Genomic DNA, 26,011 nt, shown 5'->3' on the forward strand with positions numbered 1-26,011 from the left:
ATATTTCGCGAAGAGGTAATTGCATGCAAATTATTATTTCAAACAGTTCAAAAGAGCCTATTTATGAACAAATATATGCGCAGATTAAAAAATCGATCTTAACAGGTGAATTACAAGAGGGGCATCCATTACCTTCCATGCGCCAGCTAGCAAAGGATTTAGAAATTAGTGTCATTACAACGAAACGAGCTTATGAAGAGCTTGAAAAAAACGGCTTTATTTACTCTATTGTTGGAAAAGGTTCGTTTATCTCTGAACAAAATACAGAAATCATGAAGGAAAGAAAAATGAAGGCTATTGAGGAAAAGTTATTAGTGGCGATTCAAAATGCGAAGGAAATGGATATTAGCTTAGTTGAGTTAAAGGAAATGCTTACTTTATTGTATACGGAGGATGAGTGATGGAAAGTGTTATTGAATTACAACATATACAAAAATCTTTTAAAGGTTTTCAAATAAAAGATCTTTCGATTAACGTTAAGAAAGGTTTTGTCACAGGGTTTATAGGAGGGAATGGAGCAGGGAAATCGACCACAATTAAAATGATTATGAATTTATTACAGCAGGATAGTGGGACCATTTCTATTTTCGGTAAGAGTTATAAGAAACACGAAAAAGAAATAAAAGAGCGAATCGGTTTTGTCTATGATGAGAATATTTTTTATGAAAATATCACACTAAAGGATATGAAAAGAATCATTAAACCAGCTTATAAAAACTGGGATGACAAGGCATTTCAGCAGTATATTGAACAGTTTGAGTTACCTCTGAACAAAAATATGAAAACCTTCTCAAAGGGGATGAAGATGAAGGCATCATTAGCGATTGCCTTAGCTCACCATGCGGAATTAATTATTATGGATGAGCCAACGTCAGGTCTTGACCCTATTTTTCGCAGAGAGCTTCTAAATATTTTACATGAATTAATGCAAGATGAAGAAAAAACTATATTTTTCTCAACACATATTACAACAGATTTAGATCGCATTGCAGACTATATAACCTTTATTCACCAAGGTGAGCATATATTTACGAAGGAGTTTTATAAGATTGAAGAGGATTATGCCGTCGTCAAAGGGACACTTGATCTATTAGATCGTGAAACGGAGCAGGAGTTCGTGTCCATTCGCAAAACAAACAGCGGATTTGAAGCGTTAGCGAATGAGAAACATCGTATTAAAACTATATTTGGTGATACCGTTGTTGTAGAAAAACCCACGCTTGAAGATATTATGTATTATACAAAGAAGGGGTGGTAATATGCTGAATCTTATTCTAAAGGATATCTTAATCCAAAAAAACACGCTCATCATCTACATAGCTACTATTCTACTTTATTTACTGGTTAATGTTTCTCCGGTATTTATAGTATTTGTTTATAGTGTTGTTTTTATTTTAAATGCTTTCTCTAGTGATGAAAAAGATAATGCCAACATCTTACTTAATTCATTACCCTATACACGAAAAGAAATTGTTAGTTCAAAATATATTGGAGCGTTAATTTTTACAGGATTATTCATATGCTATACGTATTTAGCCAATTATCTTTTAAATGGAACAGTGGTATTAATATTGTGGAAAGAAATATTACTTAATATGGGTCTCGTTATGATTGCCATATCATTTATTTTACCGATATCCTATAAATTCAAAACCAAGTATCTAACTATTATTTGTATTGCTTTAGTTGGAATGTATATGGTCGTAATAAATTATTTTGTTCCTAACTTTAATGATAGGTTAAGAACCCTAGTGCAAAATTTTATGACTGTACAGGAACTACAACTATACCTTTTTGCCACAATCATTACTGTTCTTTTATTTATTAGCTCATGGTTGCTATCGATACGTATTTATGAGCGGAAAGCTTTTTAAAACTTTCAATGAGGTACTAAAAAAGTGAATGGGGTGTTACCATGACTAGATTTTGTGTGCTGACTATTGGTAAGACACACAGTGGTAAATCTACATTTGCACGAAGTTTAGAGCAGATGTGCCAAAATTGTATTGTGATAGATCAAGATCAACAAGCACAATTTTTATATGATTCTTATTCTAAGCTAATCCCGAATAATGGGGAAAATACGATTAAATATAAATTAACAGAAACACTCGTACAATATGCGGTAGATCATACGAAGTTTCATATTGTGTTATGTAATTCTAATTTAAACGAATTTAATAGAAACCGTCTTATACAAAGGTTTAATAATAGCGGATTTCACATCATCATTGTCAAATTTTATTTACCTATAGAAATACTGGAATCTAGAATTAATGAAGCGAGGCGTGATACCTCTATTTTGCGAACCGTTCAAACTTTTAAGGATGTTCTTAACTCACAAAAAGATTATCAGCTAAAGAAAAGTGTAGAACATGCATACAAAGAATTTTATGTAACAAACGAAATTCAAGTAGATTCTGTTTTAAGTGAACTAAAAAACTTGCTAAACGGATAGTTTTAAGAAGAAAAAACGGCTAATCCCATTGAATAAAGGGAATCCAGCCGTTTTTTAATTACAAAGAAGATTTAAAAGCAACTTTCCATATCACCATATTGATAAAGAAAAGCATAATGAAATAAACAGTGGATCCGAAAGTAACCTGACTAGCGATTAAAAAGTGTAAACCTGCCAGCATAGTTAAAGGGATAAACAACAACATTGTTTTCCAGCCTTGAGCATCTCCAATTTCATCATAGGGTCTGGTAAAGGGTATTTTGTTGCTCATCATAACAAAACAGAAGACCGTATATAGCCAGCTTGTTACTAAAACCACTAACAAATCTGGGATAATTCGAACGCCGTAAATATAGCAAAATACAATACTTAGTACGATATATAAAGGTATATACAATTTAATTAAAAAGGCCTTTAAGCTACCTTTTTGTAAACCTATATAATCTTTAATCGGAAGTGTTTTATAGATCCAAGCGGCCTTATATTTAGCAGAATGACCAAGGAAAAGCACTGCAGAAGGAATAATTAGCATACTAAAATAAATCGTTAAGTAGCCCATACTGCTCGAGTAGTCAATCTCCTCAGATCTGCTAAAGGTAAAGATAAAAATAAATGGGATAATAAATGAAAAACCTAAAGAAGGATAGACTTTGAGCTTAAACTCTCGCTCTTGCCTCATCATCAGAGTGGAAAAACGATAGAAGGCTCGTTCTTCATGTGTTCTACAAATAAGAGATAATAACAATGATTTGAGTCTATTGTTCTTCTCTTTTTTAGATTTACTTGTACTTAGTAGTTTTTGAAGATTGCGTTCAAACGTTGGGATGAGTTTGATATATAACCAAATAGAGATGATAGGAATAATCACTGCTAAGATACTGTAGATTACTGTAAATAAGGATGTGTCACCATGAAGTATTAATTCATACGGAGCGGCGAACCACATCGGGATGAGGAAGAGGCTCCACCAATGAAACGAAACCACCATATCTAAGTTAACAAATTCAAATGATCGAATCAGCACTTGATAACCAATCATGAGCATCAGAGATAGTGCAATTTGTACATAGTTAATCATATCCTTCAACTTTTCGCCATCAAAGAAACGTAAGATAACGATATATAAAATGGCAGTTAACGCCACGATAAATAAATTAATGAGTATGATTTCAAAACCTGTTAAAATAAAAAATACAATTCCTTGCGTAAAGAGGCTGATAACAAGGGGGATAGCTGTTAAGGCCATTGTTAAATAGGATAAATAAATAAAAATATGCATAAATTTTGCGGCATTAATAGTTCTAGCAGAAATCGGCTTCGTCGAAAGTATACTTTTATCTCGCACATCTAAGAGCACAGAAGAAAAGTCAGAAATTAAAGAAGTCATAATTAAAAATATAATCATTGCAAAGGCAATACTCATTTGAAAAAGAAAGTTTTGACCAAATCCCATAAGTGGGATGAGTATAAGTCCGAATAAGACATAAATCCATAGAGACTTAATATATCCAAATTTTTGATCGTCTTTCTTTTTATTCTGTTGAAATAGTGTGGGTACTTTACGCTCATCCATCGTTAGTTTAAGTTGTAGAATTTTTCTCATCATGTCATAATCAATGCCCATTTTTACAAAAAGCCATCGAAATATATCAAGCAATTGAAGTGTTTTAAAATCCGTCATAATGACACTCCTTGTACGATGGAGACAAACTTTTCTCCAATCTCCTGATGTTCATGGAATCCAGTTAACTGGTTAAAAATTCTTTCCAGCGTTCCTTCCATGTTATCAGCTTGTAATTGGGCAAATGTTCCGTCCGCAGCAATTTTCCCATCATACAGCAGGATGATACGACTACTGATTTTTTCAACGACATCCATAATATGAGATGAGTAGAAGATGGTTTTTCCTTGGGCAGCTAGCTGAGTTAAGATTTCTTTAAATATCATGACACTGTTTGCGTCTAAGCCGTTAATCGGTTCATCTAAAAATAGTAGGTCTGGATTATGTATGACGCTTGCAATGATTAGTAGTTTTTGTCGCATACCCTTTGAATAAGAAGAAATTCTAGAATGATACGCTTCACCCACACCAAACAGTTCCATTAGCGATTTCGATTTGTCAGATGCCTCCTCAAGCTCCAGTCCATACAGCTGCCCAATAAATGTTAAATATTCATAGCCTGTTAAGTTATCATAAACATCCGCAATTTCAGGAACATACCCGATTTTCCGCTTATAATCAATTTGATCCTGCTCTATGGTTTTTCCAAAAAGCTTGATTTCTCCGCCATAATCGCCCTCAAGCCCTAAAATTAATTTTACAGTTGTACTTTTCCCAGCGCCATTTGGGCCAATATAGCCAATAATTTCTCCTCTAGATACATGAAGGTCAATCCCCTTTAAGATTTCCTTGTTCCCATAACTCTTCGTTAAATTCGTAATCGTTAAAATTTCCTCCATTTCCTAGCTCCTTTCTAATTTCTAGAAATTTTACCATAACTACACTATAGCATACTTATAAGTAGAAAAATTCCTTTTGGTAAAATGAAACCAGTTCATTTCCAGCTTTGTCTAACTTTATAAGAAGGGAGGGTTTATTATGACAACTGATGACAAAGAAAAATTGCTTTATGAAGTAATGAATCAACATGGGGATTATTTAAAAAGATTAATTTATACATATGTAAAAGAAATTCAGAAGACGGAGGATCTTTTACAAGAAGTTTTTATTAAATTTTATAAAAGCCTTGATGTCTTTGAAGGACGTTCTACTATTAAAACATATTTATATCGAATAGCAGTGAATGAATGTCAAAATTACTTAAAAAGCTGGCATTATAAAAAATTTGAAGTGACAGAAAGAGTGAAAAATTGGTTAAAAAGAGACTCTATTGAACTAGATGTTTTACGCCAAGAGCAAAATCAGTCTATAGGGCAAATAGTGAATTCTTTACCCATCAAATATCGAGAAGTAATTTGGCTCCACTATTATGTTGAATTATCAATAGCAGAAATGGCTGAAGTGTTAAAATGCTCTCCCAACACAGTTAAAACCAGGTTAGCTAGAGGGCGGAAATTAGCAAAAATAACGATAGAGGAGGGTAATTTAGAATATGAGTATTAAAAATGAACTGGAGAAATCAATACCTACGTCTATTAAATTTACAAAGAAAGATAGAGCAGATATTTTGGCTAAAATAAACCAATCTCCTAATTATAAATATCAGTGGAAACCTTTGGTGGTTTCTATTTTTGCAGTTGTCCTAATTGGAATTAGTCTCTTACCTACTCTTCAAACAGTAGAGAAAACTACAATAGATTCTCCCTTAGCTACTACAGATACGCGTGATGAGTCTCAATTAGTAGAAAGTACTGCTATAAAGCCACTTCCACCTCTAACAGAAGAAATAAAAAAACAGTACTATGCGCAATATGTAAAAATTATAGAGGAGGCTATGGCGCTGAAATCAGGTTTAAACATTGCTGTTGGACCAATGGAGGATTTCGAAGATGAATATTGGATTTCACCTGAAGAATTTAAAAAGAATGTTCAATCTTGGGTAAAACAACATTTAGCCACAGAACGCGAAAGAATTAATAACTACCTGATTACACCAGAACCTGTAATTACCAATGACGATGGTAGTACTACTAAAAAAACCTATATGTACTTCCCTGATATTTTAAGAACTGTTGAAGTAACAGGGGATTTTGAAACGCAATATGATGCATCCCACAAACGCCAACTGTTTTCTTCTGTTGAAAATGTTTCTACAAGCCTAATAAAAACGCAATCAGGAACGTGGAAGCAAACCTCCTATAAAACAGCGTTAATTGACGATGGGCGAACATTTAGTATTCAAATAGAGGGGATATTTGAGCTAAATACAATACAATACGAGAAGAGGTTTACCATTGAATTTTACTGTGATGAAAATGGCAAAATCTTTTAATCGTGACCACTAAATTAATTTCTCCGAATTTAATTCATCAATTTTCTTATACGGTCTCTTTTTCTCTTGGCTTTATAAAATTGCTCATCACCATTTGTCTGGACGTTCTAAAAAAGAAAAATAAAGGTTTTCAATTTTGATTGGGTTTTAAGAGGGGGCAGATAGTTGTGCGGGCCTATAAAGAAGCCCACAGTTATGAAGATATGATTTATCAGCTATTAGAAAAGTTGAATCCGGATGAAAGAAGGATTAGGTGATACTAATAAATAGTAGAGAAAATCATATTTTCTCTACTTATTGTACATGGGATATTTCGGGTATTTTGAAGCTGGTATTGTATTTAGCAATTCCCATATAATTAATGTTGTAAAGGGAAGATTGGGAGGTATGGAATGTTAATTAAATCCAATGAAGATTTGCTTGTTTTATTAGACGGTTTGTTGCGTGAGCCCCAACATTTCTGGAATGACTTTTATGATACATTTCAAAATATTCCTTTCTTTGTGAATAAGCCTGACGAAAATCTTGTACACTACTTTGAGAAGAATATGATTAATCCTGGTAAAGTGTTGGAAATTGGCTGTGGTGCTGGACGAAATGCTATTTATTTAGCTAAAAATGGATGTTCCGTGGTTGGAGTGGACATATCCGATAACGCACTGAAATGGGCTCAAAGAAGAATGAATGAAGAAAATGTCAATATAGAATTCGTCTGCGCTAATATTTTTGAGTTGGATTATGAACAGAATAGTTTTGACTTTATTTATGATTCAGGATGTTTTCATCATATAGCGCCACATCGTCGTGTTAGTTATATAGATATGATTGATAAATTATTAAAACCAGGTGGCTACTTTGCTTTATGCTTGTTTGAGGAAAATGGTGCATTCTGCCATGACGGATGAAGAAGTATATTTAAAACGAAGTTTAGAGGGAGGACTTGGCTATACACAAAATCAATTAAAAGAAATATTTCACTTTTTAGAGGAGATAGAAATAAGAAAAATGTTATCTAGGTCTACGGATGATCTATATTTCGGATTAGATGGATTTATTGTAGGATTATTTAAAAAAGAAATAGCTAGGTAAACAAAGATGAGAAAAATTAAAGTGGTATTGTCAGAGTATGACTTGAATTGGGAAGAACAATTTTTATATGAGAAAAGAAGAATTCAAAAAGTTATTGGACATGCATTATTAGGGATTGAGCACATCGGTAGCACATCTATCAAAGGTTTGAAGGCCAAGCCCATTATTGATATTCTACTAGCCGTCAAAAGTATAGAGGAGGTGCCAGAATTAATAGAGGCGCTAAGTAATATTGACTATGAATACGTTCCGAAGCTAGAGCTAATGGATAGAAGATTTTTTAGAAAAGGGTTATGGGGCCAAGGAACATGTCATTTACATGTATGTGAATATAACAGTAAAGAGTGGAATGATAAATGCCTGTTCCGAGATTATCTCCGAATAAATCCTCAAGCAGCGAAAGAATATGAAACGTTAAAAGAACAGCTTGCTAATCACTTTCAGTATGATCGCCAAACCTATACCAAGAAAAAAGGGCCGTTCATTCAAAAAATTATTGCTAGGGCAAAAGTTGAAGACTTACTATAAAAGCCATTCTCAACAATATAGAGAATGGCTTTCTTTTATAAATAGTCTATCTAGCAAGCTCGACAACGGTATCATAAAAAATATTAGTTGCTACAATAATATCTTCATCTGAACTGTATTCTAAAGGATTGTGACTAATACCGTCCTTTGAACGGACGAATAACATCCCAATCGGTGCAATTTCCGCGATATTCATGGCGTCATGCCCAGCACCACTGATGAGGGAGTAAGGACGTATTCCCTGTTTTTCAATGCTTGTAGCTAATTGTTGTTGTAGCGCTGTATTTGTTTTTGCAGGTTTAATGCGCTGTAACACTTTAGAAGTCAATGTGACATGTCTTCGTTTAGCAATCAGTTGCAGTTGTTGCAATATGGCAGCCTCTAATGTACTTACTTTATTTTCGTCAATATCCCGTAGATCAATCGAGAATGTGACCTTGCCAGGAATAACGTTTGTGCCATTTGGAGAGACAGTCAACTTGCCGACAGTTGCGACAGATTCAGTTGTGTCATTTAATAGCTGCTCAATAGTTAAAATCATTTCACTTGCTGCAGTTAGCGCATCCTGACGAAGCGGCATAGGTGTTGCACCAGCGTGTTCGCTGACACCTGTTACGGTTACCTCTAGCCATAATGGGGCTGCTATGCCTGTTACAACACCGACGGGTAGATCTTCATTCTCTAATACTTTTCCTTGCTCAATATGCATTTCTAAATAAGCTGTAATGTCATTACGTTGTGCATTTATTAAAGGATAAGGAGTCAAGTTGAATTCCTTCATTGCCTCTTCAATGGAGATGCCAACTTCATCTTTATGCTGTAATTGTTCCTCTGTTAATAGGCCAGCCATTGCGCTACTGCCAAGTAGACCAAAGCCAAATCTCGTACCTTCCTCATCTTTAAAGGCGACAACTTGAATTTTTTTTGAAGGTAGTAACTGTTGCTCGTGCATAGTATGTACCACTTCAATTGCCGCTAGCACACCTAATGCACCATCATATTTACCGCCTTCTGGTACTGTATCAATATGAGAGCCTAGCATTATGGTTTCATTACCCTCACCATAAGTTCCAATAAGGTTTCCAACTGCATCGACTGTTACACGCATTCCTGCTTGTTCCATATAAGTTGTGACTAACTCAATGGCTTGCTTTTCTTCCGGCGTGAACGAGAAACGATTAATACCACCTGTTGCTTCATTACGGCCAATTTGGCTTAAGTCTTGAAGATGCTGTAAGAGTCTATCTCCATTAATCATGACAATCACTCTTTCATTTGGAATTGGAAGTGGCATTGACCTTCACGCAAGACAAATTGGTCATGAACCACCTCTAAATTTTTATTGTACCCTTTGGCAATAGAGGGGTCGATCACTTTGCAATATAAAATGCCGTATTTGCCCATATCATCATCAGCCCATTGTTGACCTAGTGGGCAGTGAGTAAATGTTTGTTCTACCTCATTTTCTTTATAGACGGTTTCAATTTCAAATAAATCACTACGGCCCATATCATAGTTTGTTAAATAGTTATCCACTGAATTTTCTAGGCCGTTTGTGCGTGCACGTTGAGCAATACCTTGGCCCCGTTTATGGCCGAAACGTTCGACTGCGCGCATGATGACCTGTTCACCCGCTTCACCAAACTCATCTACAACTGGCTTAGCAATTTGTGCAAACATTTTTGAAAAACGGGCGAACGTTGTTAAATCCGCAAATTTCTCTTCACCTTCCACGATCGATGGTAAATATTCAAAGAAAGTATGATTTTCGCCTTCTGCTGTTGCCTTCTTAGCCATGGCTTCAGCGTCCTTTAAACCAAATGCCTCTAAACCTTTTTGTATTAATTCACGACCATACTCCCCATATTGCTCTGTAATGGAGAGATGTAACTCTGTAAACATTTTTGCCGTAATTACGTCCATGGATAAAGCCTTCATCATTAATTTTTCCCCTGCCATTAGTATGAGCCCCCTCAATACAAATCTTATTGATTTACTTGGATTTTATTTTTATTATAGAGGTGGCTAGTAAATGAAATCAAATGAATATTTACACAATTTATTATGAAAAAAAATCATAAAAGGAGATGGCGGTAATATGGCAACATTGGCACAATATATTGCTTTCCATACGCTGATCAATACGGGGAATTTTACAGAGACAGGATTAAAGCTAAATCTTACACAGTCTTCAATCAGTCACACGATTAGTAATTTAGAGGCAGAATTTGGTTTGTCACTAATTATTCGAAACCGTAACAATATTGTTTTAACGAGTGAGGGAAAGATTATTTATGAGCATATCTCAAAGATATTGCAGCTACAGCAGCAACTAGAAACCTCAGTCGCTAAATTAAAAAACCTAATTGGTGGTACGTTATCCGTTGGTATTCTACCAAGTGTTTCACTTGTCTTACTGCCAAAGGTTTTAGCGTACTTTGAACAGCATCATCCGGATTTACACATTCGTTTGTTGGAAGGGGATTATGACCAAATAGAGGATTGGTTACATAATGGGGTAGTAGATATTGGATTTTTAGTACAACCACATTCTAAACATCTTGTATTTGACGCGATTTTTGATGATGAACTTGTCTGCATCATGGCGAAGGAGCATCCATTAGCAAAAGAGAGTGAACTTAACATTGAGCAATTACAGGATGAACGTTGGATTATGCCTAAACGTACTATTGACCGAGATGTATCAAGGGTTTTAGCCAAACATAAAATCCACCCGAATGTGGTATATGAATTATCGGTCGATCAGGTCATTTTAACAATGGTTAATGAAAATTTAGGTATTTCCATTGTTCCGAATTCTCTCTTACTACATGCGCCAAGTAGTTTGATTAGAAAAAAATTTTCTCAAGCATATATTCGACAGGTTGGAATTGCATACAAACACAGTGTTCATCTTTCTCCGGGGGCTTTAAAGTTTGTAGAAATATCGAAATACTTTGCATCCTTTTTACAAATTTAGTTATTGACAATTAAAATAACCCGAACTATTATCTGATAAAACCAATTGGGATTGTTTACTTTAATCAGATGGAGGACGTTTGGGTTATGCATACGATTGTTTATGTTGAGATATTTATCTATTTACTCGCAATGCTTGGAGTTGGGATTTACTTTAGCAAAAAAGATTTATCACATAATGATTACTTTCTAGGGGGCAATAAACTACCTGGCTGGGCGCTAGCCTTTTCAGAACGAGCTACTGGGGAGTCAGCCTACATGTTTTTAGGGGCAATTGGCTTTATTTATGTAGCAGGACTTTCTGGCATTTGGATTTTATCAGGCATGCTCTTAGGGGTAGTTGCTTCATGGTTATTTTTATCAAAACGTTTTATGACTGAGCAACAAAAATATAAGGTGAATAGTTTAACAGACTATATTGCTGTCAAATTTCCAAAGCATGCTGACATTATTCGTTGGCTAGCTTCTGCGGTTATGGTGTTATTCTTTGTTTGTTATTTAGCTGCTCAATTTTCAGGGATGGGCAAAACGATTTACTCCTTCTCAGGATTAAACATTACTTGGGGTACAATTATTATTGGTGCAATAATAATTGCCTATTCATGTATGGGAGGATTTATGTCTGTTGTGTGGACAGATACAATCCAAAGTTTTTTAATGCTCATCTCATTTATTATTGTCCCTATCGCGGCTTATATGGAAATCCAACATCAGGGTTTAAGCATTTCAACAGAGCTTGCGAATATGGGCAATGGTGCGGATAGCTGGGTGGGCGGCTTAAATGGACTTGCTTTAGGAGCTATGCTATTTACAAATCTGTCATGGTTCTTTGGTTGGCTAGGCGGACAACCTCAATTAAGCTCTCGTTTTATGGCTATTACAACTGAAAAAGAGCGCATTACAGGACGTAATATGGCCATCATTTGGACGCTCATTGTATATGTAGGTGCTTTCTTATCAGCTATTTTCGCATCCACTTTGTATAAACAAGGCTCTATAGAAGACCCAGAGATGATTTTACCTCATATGGTATTTGAAATCTTACCACCGTGGGTTGCGGGAATTATTGTTGCAGGTATTTTAGCAGCAATTATGTCCACAGCATCATCACAATTATTAGTGATTACAACGTCTATAAGTGAGGATATTATCCACAAGACATTACGTTGGAATGTTTCTAGTAAAAAACTAGTTCACCTTTCTCGTCTAGTTGCAGTGATTAGTGGGATTGTAGGTATTATTATTTCACTTAAATCAGGCTCAGTCATTTATAATTTAGTTTCCTTTGCATGGGCAGGGATTGGTAATACATTTTCTGTTGTCATTCTTTTAATCTTTTTCTGGAAACGTGTTTCAGGTATTGGGGTCATTGCCACAATTGTTGTAGGTTTCATTAGTGCAATTGCATGGTCTCTCTCCCCTATGGAGGCCATTGTTTCGGCTAAGGCAGCGACATTCTTTATTTGCTTAATTGTTGGGGTTATCGTGTCTTTAGTATGTCCTGATAAAGAGCAAGAGCAAATAAAAGTGTAGAAGTTTAAAAGTATTTTAGAATAATAAATGGAACTCCTGTTTTGAAGATATTTCTCAAAATGGGAGTTTTCTTTTTATACAATGGAAATATGATAAAAGGAAGAGCAACCACTCTAACAGGAAATTACATAATGTGTGGACCTTTTAGATTAACGATGGATATGCAAAAATGAAGCAAGGGGGTTAGGAAGTTGTTTAATGATTTTAAGGTTTTAGATGAAGGTCCTGTTTATGTGCAATTAAAGAAATATGTTCAAGATATGATTGTCAAGGGACATCTATTGGAGCATCAAAAGCTTCCATCTACCCGTGAACTTAGTAAGTTATTAACAGTCAGTAGAAATACAGTGTTGAACGCATATGCCGAATTAGAGCAAGATGGCATTATCTATGCAGTGAAGGGCAAAGGGCATTTTGTTGGAAAGGTTACTACATTAAAAACATCGTCTATTATTGAAATGGATTGGAAGAAGAGGTTAAATGATACGACTTTATTAGCAGATGAAATTGATTTAATAAGACAAGATATACACTGGCAAAAGGGCATGATTTCTTTTATTAGTATAGCCCCAGAAGAAAAGCTTTTTGATGTTGAAAACTTCAAAAGGGCATTCCTCACAAGAATGTCCATTGAAGGAGATATTGTTTTAAATTATGGCTATGCAAAGGGATATAAACCTTTAATTGATTACCTTCTTGGTTATATGGAAATGAAGGGTGTAGATATTTCTAATAAAGATATTATGATTACTAATGGTTTTACGGAGGGGCTAGATATATTATTGTCCTCTTTCGCCAAAAAGTCAGGGCGTGTTCTATGTGAAAACCCTACGCATCATGCAGCATTGAAGCTTTTCCGTATGCATGGATTAGACATTCATGGGATCGATATGAGTGATGATGGGGTTGATATAGGTCAGGTGGAACAAGACTTAGCGGAAAAGCAATTTGATTTTGCCTATTTCATCCCGTCCTATCATAATCCAACTGGAATCGTCACTTCTTCTGAAAAAAGGAATGCTATTTTCCAGCTCTTTTCAAAATACCAAATCCCCATTGTAGAGGATGGCTTTAACGAAGAATTAAGGTACACAGGTTCTCATTTGGCACCACTGATAGCCTTTAGCGGATCAGGTAATAACATTGTCTATATTGGCAGCTTCTCTAAAATCCTATTTCCAGGCCTACGTGTTGGCTGGATTTTAGCAGATAAAGAATTAATCAGTTATTTAGAGAGCATGAAAAGAGCTCGAACGATTCATACATCGACATTAGATCAGGCGGTGTTATACCAATATTTGCAGGATGGCTATTTTGAAAAATATTTAAAGAAGGCAAGGTCTGTTTATAAGAAAAAATATGAGCTTGCTCGTCAAGCTTGTATGCAATATATTCCCTTTAGCAGAATAACAGGTGATGGGGGCCTCCATCTTTTTATAGAGCTAGAAGAGGGTGTAGATGCACGGATACTATTGGAGAAATGCTATAACAAGGGTGTCGTGTTTTATCCGGGAGATGTATTTTTCACAAATGGAAGAGGTAATAATACATTTCGTTTAGGATTTTCTCGATTATCAGACGAGGATATAATTCGTGGAATTCAAATCATCGGTGATACATTGAAAAATGACATGAGGGGTTGAGAAAATGAAGGTTGGCGTAATCATGGGTGGCACTTCCTCCGAAAAGCAAGTTTCGATTATGACTGGTAAGGAAATGGTCGCTCAATTAGATAAGCACAAATACGATGTTTTTGCCATTACGTTGGATGACAACAAAGAGGTAATAGATAAGGTTCGTGACATTGATGTGGCGTTACTGGCACTACACGGTAAGTTTGGAGAGGACGGTACGATTCAAGGTGTATTAGAAGCATTGGATATCCCTTATACCGGGAGCGGTCTGTTAGCTAGTAGTTTGTGTATGGATAAAAATATGACTAAAAAAATACTACGCTATGAAGGGGTTGCTACACCTAATTGGCTGCACTTTGTTAAGGGCGAGGAGCTTCCTTTACAGAATATAGAGCTTATGGGCTATCCACTTGTTGTTAAACCGAATGCGGATGGCTCAAGTGTAGGTGTTCACATCGTTCACGATCGGAGTGCCTTATTAGCTGCTGTTACGGACGTATTTAAATCGAATAACGAAATTATTATCGAGGAGTATTTGATCGGAGACGAGATTACATGCGGGATACTGAATGAGGAGCTATTACCTGTCCTATCAATCAAACATACGGCAGTATTTTTTGATTATAAGGCGAAATATGATGATGCTTCCACGATAGAGGAGCCAATAGAACTTCCGCCTGCTATTCATGAACGAGTAGCAAAGGCTGCTATGATTAGTTACAAGGCATTAAAATGTAGCGTTTATGCTAGAGTGGATATGTTGGTTAAGGATGGCGTTCCTTATGTGCTGGAGGTTAATACACTCCCTGGAATGACACCAAATAGCTTACTACCAAAAAGTGCACAGGCTGCTGGAATTAGCTATTCAGCATTATTGGATAGCATTATTGAAAGCTCCTTACAGATTAAGAGAAATGGATAAAATAGAGAAAACACCTTTTGTTTTTGCGAACAAAAGGTGTTTTTGACTTTTTTAAGATTTTGCTAATTCAATAAAACCTTCTCCAAAAACGTCTCTTACATCATGAATGGCAATAAAGGCGTCTTTGTCGACCTCTTTGACAATTTTTTTGAGCTTTACAACTTCTTGCTTACTAATCACAATATACAGGATTTCCTTTTGTTCCTTTGTATAATAGCCATGGCCTGCAAGAACTGTAACACCACGATTCATATAAGCAGTCACCTGTCCAGCAATTTCTTCAGGTTTTTTGGAGATAATTGTAACAGCCTTTTTAGGGTTAACCCCCTCAATGACAAACTCCATCACCTTTGTGCCGATATAGAGCATAATAATCGTTAGCATTAACGCCTCTGCCCCAATAATAAAGTAAGATGAAAAAGCGACAATTAAATCAAAGAATAGAAGTCCATAGCTAATACTCCAACCAAGATATTTGTTAGTAATTCTAGCTAAAATCGTAGAGCCTGCCGTTGTACCACCAACTCTTATAATCAAGCCAATGCCGACTCCGGCAAAAACGCCACCAAAAATCGTATTGACGATAATTTCATCTGAGGAAATAGACCAAGATTCTGTTAAATGTAAGAACAGCGAGTGGAAGGAGACCGCAATAATTGTGTAGATTGTCGTTTGCCTATTTAAAAATTTATAGCCGATGATCAGTAAAACTGCGTTCATAACAAAGCTGACAATACTTGGCGACCATCCGAACAAATAGTAAGCTATAATTGTTAAGCCTGTTACGCCACCCTCACCCAAATCATTCGGAATAACAAATAAGTTAACCGCTAGGGCAAAAAGCAAAGCTCCAAGCATAATCATAAAAATATCAATAACGTATTTTTTCATTCACATAACACCACCATATCGAAGTTTATTTTTTTCTTAAATTCCATACTATATCAGGTTTTCTCTAAATGATATACTTTTTAGAATGTTCATTTGTGATATATCGACAATAATTAGTTTGTCTTTAGAGGGAATATTGAAACTTGACATATTGTAGATAGAATTTATAATAATCGTAACAATTCAAGGAGGATTATTAAAAAATGACACATGCTATGAGACTACGTTTCCCAATGTTGAACCAATAACTAAATAGGGTCAAAAACTCTGTTTGTGAAATCAGAGTAAACGGGATAGTCTGTCCTTTTTTAATCATCTTCATATGTATAAGAAAAGGGAAGCAAGGGCTTCTTTTTTAGTGAGAATAAATCTACACTATCTCTTTTACTTTTCAACACAGACAAAACCAAGTCTGTGTTTTTTTATTGAATATAGGGAGGGAAATGTAATGTACAGTCTATTATTCTTTTGATACGAGCTTTTAATAGAAGCTCGTATCGATACCATAGCTATCGATACGAAATAATTAAATTTCGGGAGGTAGCAACATGGAAAAGGTTTGCTTTGAATTAGAGAATGTAGTCGTGACTTATTTAGATCAAGAGATATTGAATATAGAAAAATTAGCTGTGCATCAATTTGACCGAATAGGAATCGTTGGTAAAAATGGTGCTGGTAAAAGTACATTAATGAAATTACTTGCTGGGAAGATTCGACCAACAAACGGGAGGATAAAAAGCCATGTTCATTTCGGGTATTTTGAACAAGTGGAAGCACCGACATCCACTAAACCAGATCCAGCCTTATTGGGCAAACTTGCCGTACCCAAGCAATCTGACCAGCTTAGTGGTGGAGAGCAAACACGATTAAAGCTAGCACAATTATTTTCTATTTATGAGGAAGCTTTGCTCATTGATGAGCCAACAACACATTTGGATCAAAAGGGTATTTCTTTTCTACTTGATGAATTGCGCTATTATTATGGGGCACTTATACTAATAAGTCACGATCGTGCTGTACTAGATGATCTGGTTACAACCATATGGGAAGTTGAAAATGGTAAGATCACAATTTATGCGGGCAATTACAGTGATTATGCTTACCAAAAGCAATTAGAACGAGATCAGCAAAGTCAGGCATATGACCAATACTTGAAAGAAAAAAGCCGACTTGAAAAAGCTGTTGATGAAAAGCTGAAAAAAGCTGAAAAAATTGCTCAAGCAGGTAGTATGTCGAAAAGAGAGGCTAACGCAAAACCGAATCGTATGTTTATGACAAAGTCCAAAGGCACAAGTCAAAAAGCTGTGCAGCGTGCAGCTAAAGCCATCGAGCATCGAATAGAAAAGCTCCGGAAAGTAGAGGCTGTACAGGGAGAGAGAAAAATAGTTTTCCGGCAACCGAAGCCTTTAAAACTACACAATAAATTTCCGATTATGGCCGAGCAGCTCTGTTTACACGTTCAGGAAAAGGTACTATTGGATAATGTAAGCTTTCAAATACCATTGGGTAAAAAAATTGCGCTTACAGGTAGTAACGGTTGTGGTAAAAGTACCTTACTACGACATATCGCTAATAATGGTGAAGGATTAACCATCTCCCCTAAGGCTAAGATAGGTCATTTCCTACAGATGAGCTATCAATTTAAAAGCGAGGAGACCGTTCTGCAATTTTTGAAAAATCGCTCTGAATATGATGAAGGCCTATTACGAAGTATGCTTCATTCCATGCAGTTTATAGGAACCGATATACAAAAAGTCGTAAAGTTTTTAAGTGGTGGAGAAGCCATACGCCTCCAGCTCTGTCAGCTGTTTTTGGGAAACTATAATATTTTACTATTGGATGAGCCGACTAATTTCTTAGATATTCATGCATTAGAAGCGCTTGAGCAATTTATGGCTGCCTATGAAGGAACAATCATCTTTGTCACGCATGATAAAAAGTTCATCAAAAATGTAGCGGATGTCCAGTTTGTAATAGAAAATAAAAAGATATTTTAAATAAAAAGTGCGATTCTTTTATTAGAAGAATCGCATCTTTTTTATTGAATTTTTATTTTGAAGGAGGTAAAAGGGAAAATTTGGCGAAGGTGTAAGATAGACATTATAAAAAGGGATGATGACGATGATCAATACGAGTGTGACGACAAAATTAAAAATTAATCAGCCAGCCCATAAAGTATTTGAAGCCATTATTTCTCCCACTGAGATCGGGAACTATTGGTTCTCTAGCAGCTCTGAAAGATGGGGAGAGGGTAAAAGAATTACGCTTAAATATGATGAATATCAGTTCGAGGGTGTCATCACCGTACTGGAATTGGAGGCCAGTAAAAAAATTGTGTTTGTTTGGGGCGAAGAGCAAGGAGAAGTGACAATGGTTACCATTACCCTTGAAGAGTCAGAAAAGGAAACGATTATTACTGTAGTGGAGTCAGGATTTAATGCACATGACCCAGAAATTGTGGCAAAAATGATGGGTCAAAAAGAGGGATGGGTTTATACGTTAACATGCCTCAAAGGATATGTAGAGAATGGAATTAGTACTTTAAGAGCTTCGTTAATTCATTGAGGAGGAAGGGTATGACAACGGCTAACAGCGATGGAGTTTGCCTTGAATCAAACAAGAGCTTCTATTTGTATCCTTGTGGGAGTGATGCTACCAGAAGAAATAAGCACAGAAAATAGCGTTACGCTTAAATAATCAATCGTCTACAGCGATGGTTGCTGGAAGTAGCAGAGTGATGGGGGGAGAATGTGAGAAAATTAATTTGGGTGATTGGCAGTGTTTTAGTTTGTGCAGTATCAGTACTAGGCATTGTCTTTTGGAAGTTTCAGAAGGAAATTAAGAAGGATGATCCTGAATATATTGTGCAATTTATCAAGGAACATAAAGAGGATAAAAATGTTTCTGTAGCAATTCAATACAATCAACAACATTGGGTGGAGCTCAATACAAAGGAACCGTTACCGCTTGCAAGTACGGTTAAAATAATCGTAGCCATCGCTTATGCGCAACAGGCAGCAGATGGTCGTATTAATCCTCAGCAACAGGTCGATCTAAAGGAATTAGAGCCATTTTATATTCCTAAAACAGATGGCGGTGCACATGAAGCATGGTTAGCACAATTAGACCTTCAGGGTATGGAAAGTGTCCCTTTGAGCGAGGTAGCAAACGGTATGATTGCGTATAGTTCCAATGCGAATACGGATTACTTAATGCATATACTCGGTCTTCAATATGTAAATGATGTTCTTACACAACTCGCTGTAAAAGAGCATGAGCCCTTATATCCAATCGTAAGTGCTATCTATATTCCCACTCAATTAATGGAAGAAAAGAGTTTAACGAAAAAAGAAACATTAACAGCTTTAAGAGATATGGATATGGCTGAATATCGAGAAAGGGCGGTGGCTATTCACGAGAATTGGCTAGAGCATCCTTTAACAAAAGAAGAGAAAGCAAAAGCACTAAAAATGCTCAATAGGGATTTTCAAAAGGTATGGTCTGATCGTTTAATAAGGGCTTCCACAGACAATTACATCTCTATTTTAGAAAAATTGAATAGTAAAAATTATTTTAGTGAAGATGTACATAAGTACTTAGATCCTGTAATGGAGCAGTTGATGCTTAACCCCAAAAATCAAGAATGGCTCAAACATGCAGGCCAAAAGGGGGGATCGACAGCTTTTGTGTTAACTTTAGCTGCCTACGCGGAAGATAAAAAAGGGAATCAAACGGAAATCGCCTTTTTTGCTAACGACTTAAATACGATGGAACAACTGAAATTATCTAATAGTATGAATAGTTTTCAAATGAAATTTCTTACAGATGAGGGCTTTCGGATGCGTTTAAAAAAGGAGTTGTCTGAGTCGTAAGTTGCCTTTAGCCGGGAACTCATAGTACACCAGCAGTAGGATCGTGCAAGCTAAATCCAAGCTCTGCTTCGGCATCTCGTTTCCAATCATCTTCAACTCCTTGTTCAGGAACCCATTTTATCGCAGTACTACTAGATAGATAGCTTTTTGACCAGTCTCTCATACATGACAACTTCGCCCACTCTTTTTATAGGTGTACCTTCTTTCATTCAACTGCATAAACTAATGTTATTATGCGTGAGAGGATTGAGTTGAATGTATCACCCTTATTATGGAAATAACCAAATGTATTATTATGGCTATCATCCGGTTTATTGGACCTATCCAAATCAAATAGAGCAAGGGGAAAGAAAGATTGTAAGAACTGACTATGGGCCTGAGCCATTCATTGTAGACATTGAAGAGGTAACAAAGCAAAACAAAAATTATCGCACAGCATTGTGGACAGGTAAAAACCTACAAGTAACGGTGATGAGTCTCAATATAGGTGAAGATATAGGCTTAGAAGTTCATCCTCATGTCGATCAATTTATATGTATTGAGGAGGGACATGGAGTAGTACAAATGGGTCCTACAAAGGATTATTTAAATGATCAACGATATGTCTCAGAAGATACGGCTATCATGGTACCTGCAGGAACTTGGCATAATCTTACGAATACAGGCAATAAACCGCTAAAGCTTTATTCGATTTATGCGCCACCAAATCATCCATTTGGAACTGTTCACATAACAAAGGCAGATGCGATGGCAGCAGAATGATAGAATGGCAAAAGTGACAGTTAGGGCAGTTGAACAAACTAATAGAGTTTTTAAAGTGATGGATAGAATGCTAAAAATAAACTGATAGGAACTAGGGAAATACCCTAGTTCAGTTTTATTTTAATTGCATGAGAGCGCCAAAATATTGCTGTGCTGTTGTAAAGCAAATAAATGCTAGCAGCTCACTAATTTCGGCCTCTGTTAAATAGTCTTTTAAAACAGCCGTGACATTAGGAGCTGTATGGCCTTTTGAGGCTAGGAAGGCTTCGGCAAACCCTGTACATATCGCTGTTTTCTCATCATAATGCTGTGGATCGGGTTTTCCCTTTGCCTTACAATATTGACAACCATTTTTTTGAGCCAATGTTTTGCGAACCTCTTCTTTTAATGGAGCAGATAAATGCCCATCCTTTTCGAGTACCTCGCCCAACTGTTGCCAGTGCAACTGTATGCCCTCGTTATAGCCTAAAAGTTGTTGAAATGGCGTTAAGCCTTTGTCGTGTAAATGAATTAGTGTCATAAACATCCCTCCTTTAATTAGTGTAAAATGTGAATAACGAAGTTGACATACACATTCGAAGGAAGATGTTATTATTTTCTTTTAAAAAGAAGGGATATTTCCAAAATGGATTTCATTAACGAAATGATACTAAAAGAGTTGAAAAAGGATAGTCGGATTTCCATCAGTGAATTAGGGAGAAGGGTACATTTATCTGCACCAGCTGTGCGTGAAAGAGTAAAGCAATTAGAGGAACAAGAAGTTATTAAGAGGTATACACTAGATATAAATCAAAAGGCATTAGGTTTTCCAATTGAAGCTATAATCGAAGCAACAATCAAAAATAATCGCTATGCGGATTTTAAAGATTATATTAAGGATTATACAAATATGGATTTTTGTTATCGAATATCTGGTGAAGCTTGTTTTTTATTAAAAGCCCATTTTCAATCTTTTTCTGATGTAGAACAATTTATTGATGAATTACAACCATATGCACATACAAAAACTAATTTTATCTTTTCTGATATATGTGACGACATTTATTAAAGAAGGAGATAGTGATGGACATCAAATTATTTGTAGATGAAATTGATGCATTAGTACATTTTTTAACACAAAATGAATGGTTTTATCACACGGATCAGCATGTAAAAGCAGAGTCTGTTCGAGCAGCGTATGCAAAGGGCTTTTTTAAAGACGATCGTGAAACATATTGGTTACTTGAAAATGAAGAAAAAATAGGGGTTATGATTATTCATGATATAGGCGATACTATCCCTCTTTTTGATATTCGTTTAGATGCAAAATGTAGAGGGAAAGGATACGGTGTCCAAGCACTACGTTGGCTACAAGATTATTTATTTGGCGAAAAAGGTAAGGTCCGTATTGAAGGCTATACAAGGGTTGATAATATTGGCATGCGCAAGTGCTTTAGTAAAGCTGGTTTTGTGAAAGAAGGCTATTTGAGAAATGCGTGGGAAAACGAAGATGGTACAGTGACAGATAGTATTTTGTATGGTGCCATTAAAGATGATTGGGTTTTAGGAGAAACTACACCCATTAAAATAGATGAAGTACCATTTTAAATATTTGTAAGGAGCGCTTTGACATGAACAACGAGTTATTAAGTGTCTTAAGAAAATCTTGGTCGATTCATTCTAGTTCTAAATGGAGTTTAGATAACCCTGCAAAAGGACAATGTGGAGTCACTTCTTTAGTTGTACAGAATATCCTTGGTGGCGACATAAAGAAGACATTTCTTGATGAAGGTTGGCACTTTTATAATGTAATTAATGGGGAAAGAATGGATTTTACGAAGGAACAGTTTTCATACATAATTGACTATCAAGATATCGATTCAAATAGAGCAGAGGCTTTTCAAGATACGAATGATGACCAATATAGTTATTTAAAATCACAAGTGGATAAGATTTTAAGTAAGGCAGAGAGCTAAATTTCTCTGCCTTTTAAAATTAAAAAAGAAAGGTGTTGACGTTTAATAAAATATCGTGTTATTATTATCTCGAATTCAAGATATATAAATTCAAGATAAATGAATTCAAACCTTTAGTTCTCGCAAGGAGGTACAATTATGGGTTTTTTGAATAAATTATTTAGTTCAAAAAAAGAGGAGGAACAAACAATGGCAGAATTAAATATTGGTATTATTATTGGATCAACTCGTGAGGGGCGAGTAAGCCCTCAAGTAGCACAATGGGTAAAGGAAATTGCAGATCAACGCGGTGACGCAAATTATACAGTAATTGATATTGCTGATTATAAATTACCTTTATTAGGCGAACCAGGACAAGATGCTTCAGGAGCACAAGGTTGGTCAGAAATTATTGCTAAACAAGATGGTTTTGTATTCATCGTACAAGAATACAATCACTCTATTACAGGAGCATTAAAAAATGCACTAGATTATTTACGTGTAGAGTGGAATAACAAAGCAGCTGGAATCGTATCTTATGGTTCTGTTGGCGGTGCTCGTGCAGCAGAACATTTACGTGGCATTATGGGCGAGCTTTTAATCGCAGATGTACGTGTTCACCCAGCACTATCATTATTCACAGATTTTGAAAATGGAACAGACTTTAAACCAAAAGAAGTACAAACAGATTCAGTAAATCAAATGTTAGATCAATTAATCCCTTGGTCTAAAGCGCTATATACAATTCGCTAAGCTTATATAGTTTGAGGTAGGTTGTAATTGGGCACAGTAAAGGTAAGATAAATTAGTCATGAAGGGGCTTGTTAACATGAAAAAACATACAGCAGGTATTCACCATATCACAGCGATCGTAGGACATCCGCAAGAAAATATTGATTTTTATGCAGGAGTGTTAGGCTTACGTTTAGTAAAACAAACAGTAAACTTTGATGATCCAGGCACATATCATTTATATTTCGGTGATAAAGGTGGGAAACCGGGAACAATCATTACATTCTTCCCTTGGGCTAATGCTTATCAAGGACGTATTGGTGACGGTCAGGTCGGTGTCACAACGTATGTTGTACCAGAAGGGGCACTACCATTTTGGGTGAATCGCTTAGCGAAGTTCTCTGTTCCTTTCCAAAAAGCTGAACGTTTTGGTGAGCAAGTCATTCAATTCGATGATCCGCATGGTCTGCATATTGAACTCGTTGCACGTGCTGAAGGTGAATTAAATGAATGGACATTTGGTGAAGTCACACCTGAAGTTGCCATTAAAGGCTTTGGTGGAGCTACTCTATATTCAAGCCACCCTGAAGAAACGGCAAAAGTTTTAACAGAGGTAATGGGTTTTGAAAAAGTAGCGACAGAAGGTGACTATACTCGATATAAATCTAGTGCAGAGATCGGCAATACAGTAGATTTAAAAACAGTTGCAGGTCAACGTGGTCAAATGGGTGTAGGGACAGTTCACCATATTGCGTGGAGAGCTCAAGATAATACGGATCATTTAGAATGGCAAGAGTATGTTATGAATCATGGACAACATGTAACGGAAGTAAAAGATCGTAATTATTTTAATGCGATTTATTTCCGTGAACCTGGCGAAATTTTATTTGAAATCGCTACAGATCCTCCTGGATTTGCTCATGATGAAACACCAGAAACAATGGGTAGCCAATTAATGTTGCCACCTCAGTATGAGCAGCATCGAGAGCAATTAGAAAGAACATTAATCCCGATTAAAGTGCGTGAGCTTGATTAAGAGGGGTGAGTCGCTTGATTTTGATTGATCCTAAGAATAATTCAGAGCGCGAAAACTATAAGTTATTGATTGGAAGTATTATTCCAAGACCAATCGCGTTTGTAACGACGAAGTCAGAGCAAGGGGTTATCAATGGAGCACCATTTAGTTACTTTAATATCGTGTCATCCAATCCACCGATGATTTCTTTAGCGATCCAAAGACCAAATGGACGTTTAAAGGACACAGCTCGACATATCCATCATCAGCAACAATTTGTAGTTCATATTGTCGATGAAGATAATGTAGAGCAGGTGAATGAAACAGCAGCTTCATTGCCTGTTACAGAAAGCGAACTTGCACGAACAAATTTTACATTAGTCGATAGTCAGCAAATTGCCGTTCCTGGCATTCAAGAAGCAAAGATTCGTATGGAGTGTCGCCTAGTACAATCCGTTCCTTTGATGAATGGGGAGGAACAGACAGGAGATTTATTTATTGGAGAAGTTGTTCAATTTCATATAGATGAAGCAATTTATCATGAAGGAAGAATCGATCCAAGAAAACTAAATGCTGTTAGCAGGCTTGCGGGATCAAACTATGCTAAAGTTGGCGAGATTTTCTCGATAGAACGTCCACAATAGATGAACAAATAAATGCGAAAATGTTGTGTTATCAACATTTTCGCATTTTTATATCTCTTGATTCATGGGTGATTAGAAGGCGAAATGACTAATCAAATATTGAGTGCGCGTGCCATGGCATCTAAATAGTTCTGAATAGCCAGCTGACTTATTTTCGCTTCTGGCACAAAGACCTCAAAACAATGGTAACTGCCAGGGTAGAGGTGGAATTCAACCTCAACTCCTGCCTGTGCAAGACGTGTTACATAATCAAGGGTTTCATCACGAAATAAATCAAGTTGACCAATACATATATAGGTTGGCGGTAATCCTGCTAAGTTTTCGGCTCTTGAAGGGACTGCATACGGAGAAAGGGCATTAATGTTCTCTTCCTCTCCTAAATACATACGCCAGGCAGTCATATTATTTGTTCTATTCCATGTTGCATGATCATCAATGATCTCATAGCTAGAATGTGTTTCGTTTCGGTTATTAAGCATCGGATACAGTGGCATCTGGAATATAATTGATGGTCCTCCTTTATCGCGAGCCATTAATGCTAGTGCTACTGTTAATCCTCCACCACCGCTTGCGCCAGCAATTGCCACCCGTCTGACATCGATACCAAGTGATTGCTCCTTATAAGTCATCCAAACTAATCCAGCATAACAATCTTCAATTGCTGCTGGATAAGGATGTTCAGGTGCCAGTCGGTAATCGATGGATACGACAACGCAGTTAGCTGCTTGAACAAAGCGTTCACATAAAACATCATCCATATCAGGGTGTCCCATGACAAAGCCACCACCGTGTATCCAAAGCATAGCTGGAAGTTTATCCTGCTTCCGTTTAGCTGGTTCATAGATTTTAACCAACATTTCGCTCCCGTCATCTCTAGGAATCATCCGGTTGCTAGTAAGTACATGTTCTGATCTTTTCGAAGGTGGATGGGACAGGAGACTTCGACTCCAAGTTAAATCCTCCTCCAATCGAAAGCCAGGAAATTCTGTGTAAGCCTTCCTTAATTCTGGTAAGACTCGGTTAATAATGGTCATAAATAAACTCCTCCTGTTGAATAATGAAGTC

The 26,011-nt window shown here is 36.3% G+C and carries 32 protein-coding genes; 24 read left to right on the forward strand and 8 right to left on the reverse strand.

What is annotated here, in order from left to right; translation table 11 throughout:
- Positions 1–23: 23 nt before the first annotated feature.
- From SJW71_RS01910 to SJW71_RS01925, 4 genes are read left to right on the forward strand one after another with little or no spacing between them, the layout of a single operon-like run.
- The gene (locus SJW71_RS01910) at positions 24–401 is read left to right on the forward strand and encodes a GntR family transcriptional regulator (RefSeq protein WP_274794895.1); all 378 of its coding nucleotides are present in this window, start codon (positions 24–26) and stop codon (positions 399–401) included.
- Complete coding sequence (locus SJW71_RS01915; RefSeq protein WP_322610540.1) at positions 401–1,258, forward strand: ABC transporter ATP-binding protein; 858 nt, start codon at positions 401–403, stop codon at positions 1,256–1,258. The genes SJW71_RS01910 and SJW71_RS01915 overlap by 1 nt, the downstream gene beginning before the upstream one ends.
- A gap of 1 nt (position 1,259) precedes the next feature.
- A complete protein-coding gene (locus SJW71_RS01920; protein ID WP_274794893.1) occupies positions 1,260–1,874 on the forward strand; it encodes an ABC-2 transporter permease in 615 nt (204 codons plus the stop codon).
- A 41-nt stretch (positions 1,875–1,915) separates the two neighbouring features.
- A complete protein-coding gene (locus tag SJW71_RS01925) occupies positions 1,916–2,458 on the forward strand; it encodes an AAA family ATPase (RefSeq protein ID WP_431811685.1) in 543 nt (180 codons plus the stop codon).
- Positions 2,459–2,516: 58 nt separating this feature from the next.
- Here SJW71_RS01925 and SJW71_RS01930 read toward each other — a convergent pair whose 3' ends face one another.
- Positions 2,517–4,139: a hypothetical protein gene (locus tag SJW71_RS01930; protein ID WP_431811686.1), complete on the reverse strand. Its 1,623-nt coding sequence runs from the start codon at positions 4,137–4,139 to the stop codon at positions 2,517–2,519.
- Entirely contained in the window at positions 4,136–4,918 is a 783-nt protein-coding gene (locus SJW71_RS01935; RefSeq protein ID WP_274794890.1) for an ABC transporter ATP-binding protein, read from the reverse strand. Before SJW71_RS01935 ends, SJW71_RS01930 begins: the two co-directional genes overlap by 4 nt.
- Before the next feature lie 139 nt (positions 4,919–5,057).
- Here SJW71_RS01935 and SJW71_RS01940 point away from each other — a divergent pair, with 139 nt between their 5' ends.
- The 5 genes from SJW71_RS01940 (at position 5,058) to SJW71_RS01960 (ending at position 8,028) form a co-directional block, all read left to right on the forward strand.
- Positions 5,058–5,582, forward strand: coding sequence for a sigma-70 family RNA polymerase sigma factor (locus SJW71_RS01940; RefSeq protein ID WP_274794889.1), 525 nt, complete (start codon positions 5,058–5,060; stop codon positions 5,580–5,582).
- Positions 5,572–6,411, forward strand: a complete 840-nt coding sequence (locus tag SJW71_RS01945) for a hypothetical protein (protein WP_274794888.1) — start codon at positions 5,572–5,574, stop codon at positions 6,409–6,411. The genes SJW71_RS01940 and SJW71_RS01945 overlap by 11 nt, the downstream gene beginning before the upstream one ends.
- Before the next feature lie 392 nt (positions 6,412–6,803).
- A complete protein-coding gene (locus SJW71_RS01950; RefSeq protein WP_431811687.1) occupies positions 6,804–7,316 on the forward strand; it encodes a class I SAM-dependent methyltransferase in 513 nt (170 codons plus the stop codon).
- Positions 7,306–7,500: a hypothetical protein gene (locus SJW71_RS01955; protein ID WP_431811688.1), complete on the forward strand. Its 195-nt coding sequence runs from the start codon at positions 7,306–7,308 to the stop codon at positions 7,498–7,500. The genes SJW71_RS01950 and SJW71_RS01955 overlap by 11 nt, the downstream gene beginning before the upstream one ends.
- A 6-nt stretch (positions 7,501–7,506) precedes the next feature.
- Complete coding sequence (locus tag SJW71_RS01960) at positions 7,507–8,028, forward strand: GrpB family protein (protein ID WP_431811689.1); 522 nt, start codon at positions 7,507–7,509, stop codon at positions 8,026–8,028.
- Between the two features lie 46 nt (positions 8,029–8,074).
- On the opposite strand, the gene SJW71_RS01965 is transcribed toward SJW71_RS01960, so the two are convergent.
- Both SJW71_RS01965 and SJW71_RS01970 read right to left on the reverse strand, forming a co-directional pair.
- Complete coding sequence (locus SJW71_RS01965; RefSeq protein ID WP_274794885.1) at positions 8,075–9,286, reverse strand: Zn-dependent hydrolase; 1,212 nt, start codon at positions 9,284–9,286, stop codon at positions 8,075–8,077.
- A gap of 5 nt (positions 9,287–9,291) precedes the next feature.
- Complete coding sequence (locus tag SJW71_RS01970) at positions 9,292–9,987, reverse strand: L-2-amino-thiazoline-4-carboxylic acid hydrolase (RefSeq protein ID WP_274794884.1); 696 nt, start codon at positions 9,985–9,987, stop codon at positions 9,292–9,294.
- A 139-nt stretch (positions 9,988–10,126) separates the two neighbouring features.
- Between SJW71_RS01970 and SJW71_RS01975 the strand changes: the two genes are divergently transcribed.
- The 4 genes from SJW71_RS01975 (at position 10,127) to SJW71_RS01990 (ending at position 15,096) form a co-directional block, all read left to right on the forward strand.
- On the forward strand, positions 10,127–11,008 hold the full coding sequence (locus SJW71_RS01975) for a LysR family transcriptional regulator (protein WP_431811690.1): 882 nt from the start codon (positions 10,127–10,129) through the stop codon (positions 11,006–11,008).
- An 86-nt stretch (positions 11,009–11,094) separates the two neighbouring features.
- Complete coding sequence (locus tag SJW71_RS01980) at positions 11,095–12,540, forward strand: sodium/proline symporter (RefSeq protein ID WP_274794882.1); 1,446 nt, start codon at positions 11,095–11,097, stop codon at positions 12,538–12,540.
- 191 nt (positions 12,541–12,731) lie between these two features.
- Positions 12,732–14,183 (forward strand): PLP-dependent aminotransferase family protein, encoded by a 1,452-nt coding sequence (locus tag SJW71_RS01985; protein WP_274794881.1) that lies wholly within the window; start codon positions 12,732–12,734, stop codon positions 14,181–14,183.
- A gap of 4 nt (positions 14,184–14,187) precedes the next feature.
- Positions 14,188–15,096, forward strand: coding sequence for a D-alanine--D-alanine ligase (locus SJW71_RS01990; protein WP_274794880.1), 909 nt, complete (start codon positions 14,188–14,190; stop codon positions 15,094–15,096).
- Positions 15,097–15,147: 51 nt separating this feature from the next.
- Here SJW71_RS01990 and SJW71_RS01995 read toward each other — a convergent pair whose 3' ends face one another.
- Complete coding sequence (locus SJW71_RS01995; RefSeq protein WP_274794879.1) at positions 15,148–15,987, reverse strand: YitT family protein; 840 nt, start codon at positions 15,985–15,987, stop codon at positions 15,148–15,150.
- Positions 15,988–16,190: 203 nt separating this feature from the next.
- Between SJW71_RS01995 and SJW71_RS02000 the strand changes: the two genes are divergently transcribed.
- The 4 genes from SJW71_RS02000 to SJW71_RS02015 all read left to right on the forward strand — a co-directional run bounded on the left by SJW71_RS02000 (position 16,191) and on the right by SJW71_RS02015 (position 19,859).
- Complete coding sequence (locus SJW71_RS02000; protein WP_112118014.1) at positions 16,191–16,235, forward strand: erythromycin resistance leader peptide; 45 nt, start codon at positions 16,191–16,193, stop codon at positions 16,233–16,235.
- A 300-nt stretch (positions 16,236–16,535) separates the two neighbouring features.
- A complete protein-coding gene (locus SJW71_RS02005; protein ID WP_322605248.1) occupies positions 16,536–17,984 on the forward strand; it encodes an Msr family ABC-F type ribosomal protection protein in 1,449 nt (482 codons plus the stop codon).
- Between the two features lie 124 nt (positions 17,985–18,108).
- Entirely contained in the window at positions 18,109–18,552 is a 444-nt protein-coding gene (locus tag SJW71_RS02010) for an SRPBCC domain-containing protein (protein WP_322605249.1), read from the forward strand.
- A 185-nt stretch (positions 18,553–18,737) separates the two neighbouring features.
- Positions 18,738–19,859, forward strand: coding sequence for a serine hydrolase (locus SJW71_RS02015; RefSeq protein ID WP_431811691.1), 1,122 nt, complete (start codon positions 18,738–18,740; stop codon positions 19,857–19,859).
- Between the two features lie 19 nt (positions 19,860–19,878).
- On the opposite strand, the gene SJW71_RS02020 is transcribed toward SJW71_RS02015, so the two are convergent.
- Positions 19,879–20,022 (reverse strand): hypothetical protein, encoded by a 144-nt coding sequence (locus SJW71_RS02020; RefSeq protein ID WP_322605251.1) that lies wholly within the window; start codon positions 20,020–20,022, stop codon positions 19,879–19,881.
- 92 nt (positions 20,023–20,114) lie between these two features.
- Between SJW71_RS02020 and SJW71_RS02025 the strand changes: the two genes are divergently transcribed.
- On the forward strand, positions 20,115–20,621 hold the full coding sequence (locus SJW71_RS02025; RefSeq protein WP_274794874.1) for a cupin domain-containing protein: 507 nt from the start codon (positions 20,115–20,117) through the stop codon (positions 20,619–20,621).
- A gap of 115 nt (positions 20,622–20,736) precedes the next feature.
- Here SJW71_RS02025 and SJW71_RS02030 read toward each other — a convergent pair whose 3' ends face one another.
- Positions 20,737–21,141, reverse strand: coding sequence for a carboxymuconolactone decarboxylase family protein (locus tag SJW71_RS02030; RefSeq protein ID WP_274794873.1), 405 nt, complete (start codon positions 21,139–21,141; stop codon positions 20,737–20,739).
- Between the two features lie 105 nt (positions 21,142–21,246).
- Here SJW71_RS02030 and SJW71_RS02035 point away from each other — a divergent pair, with 105 nt between their 5' ends.
- The 6 genes from SJW71_RS02035 to SJW71_RS02060 all read left to right on the forward strand — a co-directional run bounded on the left by SJW71_RS02035 (position 21,247) and on the right by SJW71_RS02060 (position 24,946).
- The gene (locus SJW71_RS02035; protein WP_431811692.1) at positions 21,247–21,669 is read left to right on the forward strand and encodes an Lrp/AsnC family transcriptional regulator; all 423 of its coding nucleotides are present in this window, start codon (positions 21,247–21,249) and stop codon (positions 21,667–21,669) included.
- A 14-nt stretch (positions 21,670–21,683) separates the two neighbouring features.
- Positions 21,684–22,208 carry a GNAT family N-acetyltransferase gene (locus tag SJW71_RS02040; protein ID WP_312506568.1) on the forward strand — a complete coding sequence of 175 codons (525 nt, stop codon included), beginning with the start codon at positions 21,684–21,686 and terminating at the stop codon, positions 22,206–22,208.
- Between the two features lie 23 nt (positions 22,209–22,231).
- A complete protein-coding gene (locus tag SJW71_RS02045; protein ID WP_274794870.1) occupies positions 22,232–22,576 on the forward strand; it encodes a YunG family protein in 345 nt (114 codons plus the stop codon).
- A 138-nt stretch (positions 22,577–22,714) separates the two neighbouring features.
- Entirely contained in the window at positions 22,715–23,308 is a 594-nt protein-coding gene (locus SJW71_RS02050; RefSeq protein ID WP_274794869.1) for an NADPH-dependent FMN reductase, read from the forward strand.
- Between the two features lie 76 nt (positions 23,309–23,384).
- On the forward strand, positions 23,385–24,323 hold the full coding sequence (locus SJW71_RS02055; protein ID WP_322605254.1) for a ring-cleaving dioxygenase: 939 nt from the start codon (positions 23,385–23,387) through the stop codon (positions 24,321–24,323).
- 14 nt (positions 24,324–24,337) lie between these two features.
- Complete coding sequence (locus SJW71_RS02060) at positions 24,338–24,946, forward strand: flavin reductase family protein (RefSeq protein ID WP_322605255.1); 609 nt, start codon at positions 24,338–24,340, stop codon at positions 24,944–24,946.
- A 92-nt stretch (positions 24,947–25,038) separates the two neighbouring features.
- Here the strand turns inward: SJW71_RS02060 and SJW71_RS02065 are convergent, their stop codons facing one another.
- Entirely contained in the window at positions 25,039–25,980 is a 942-nt protein-coding gene (locus SJW71_RS02065; protein WP_431811693.1) for an alpha/beta hydrolase, read from the reverse strand.
- Between the last annotated feature and the right edge of the window lie 31 nt (positions 25,981–26,011).

Origin of the sequence: Lysinibacillus sp. FW12 (assembly GCF_050817245.1) — a bacterium.
GTDB lineage: Bacteria > Bacillota > Bacilli > Bacillales_A > Planococcaceae > Lysinibacillus > Lysinibacillus irui.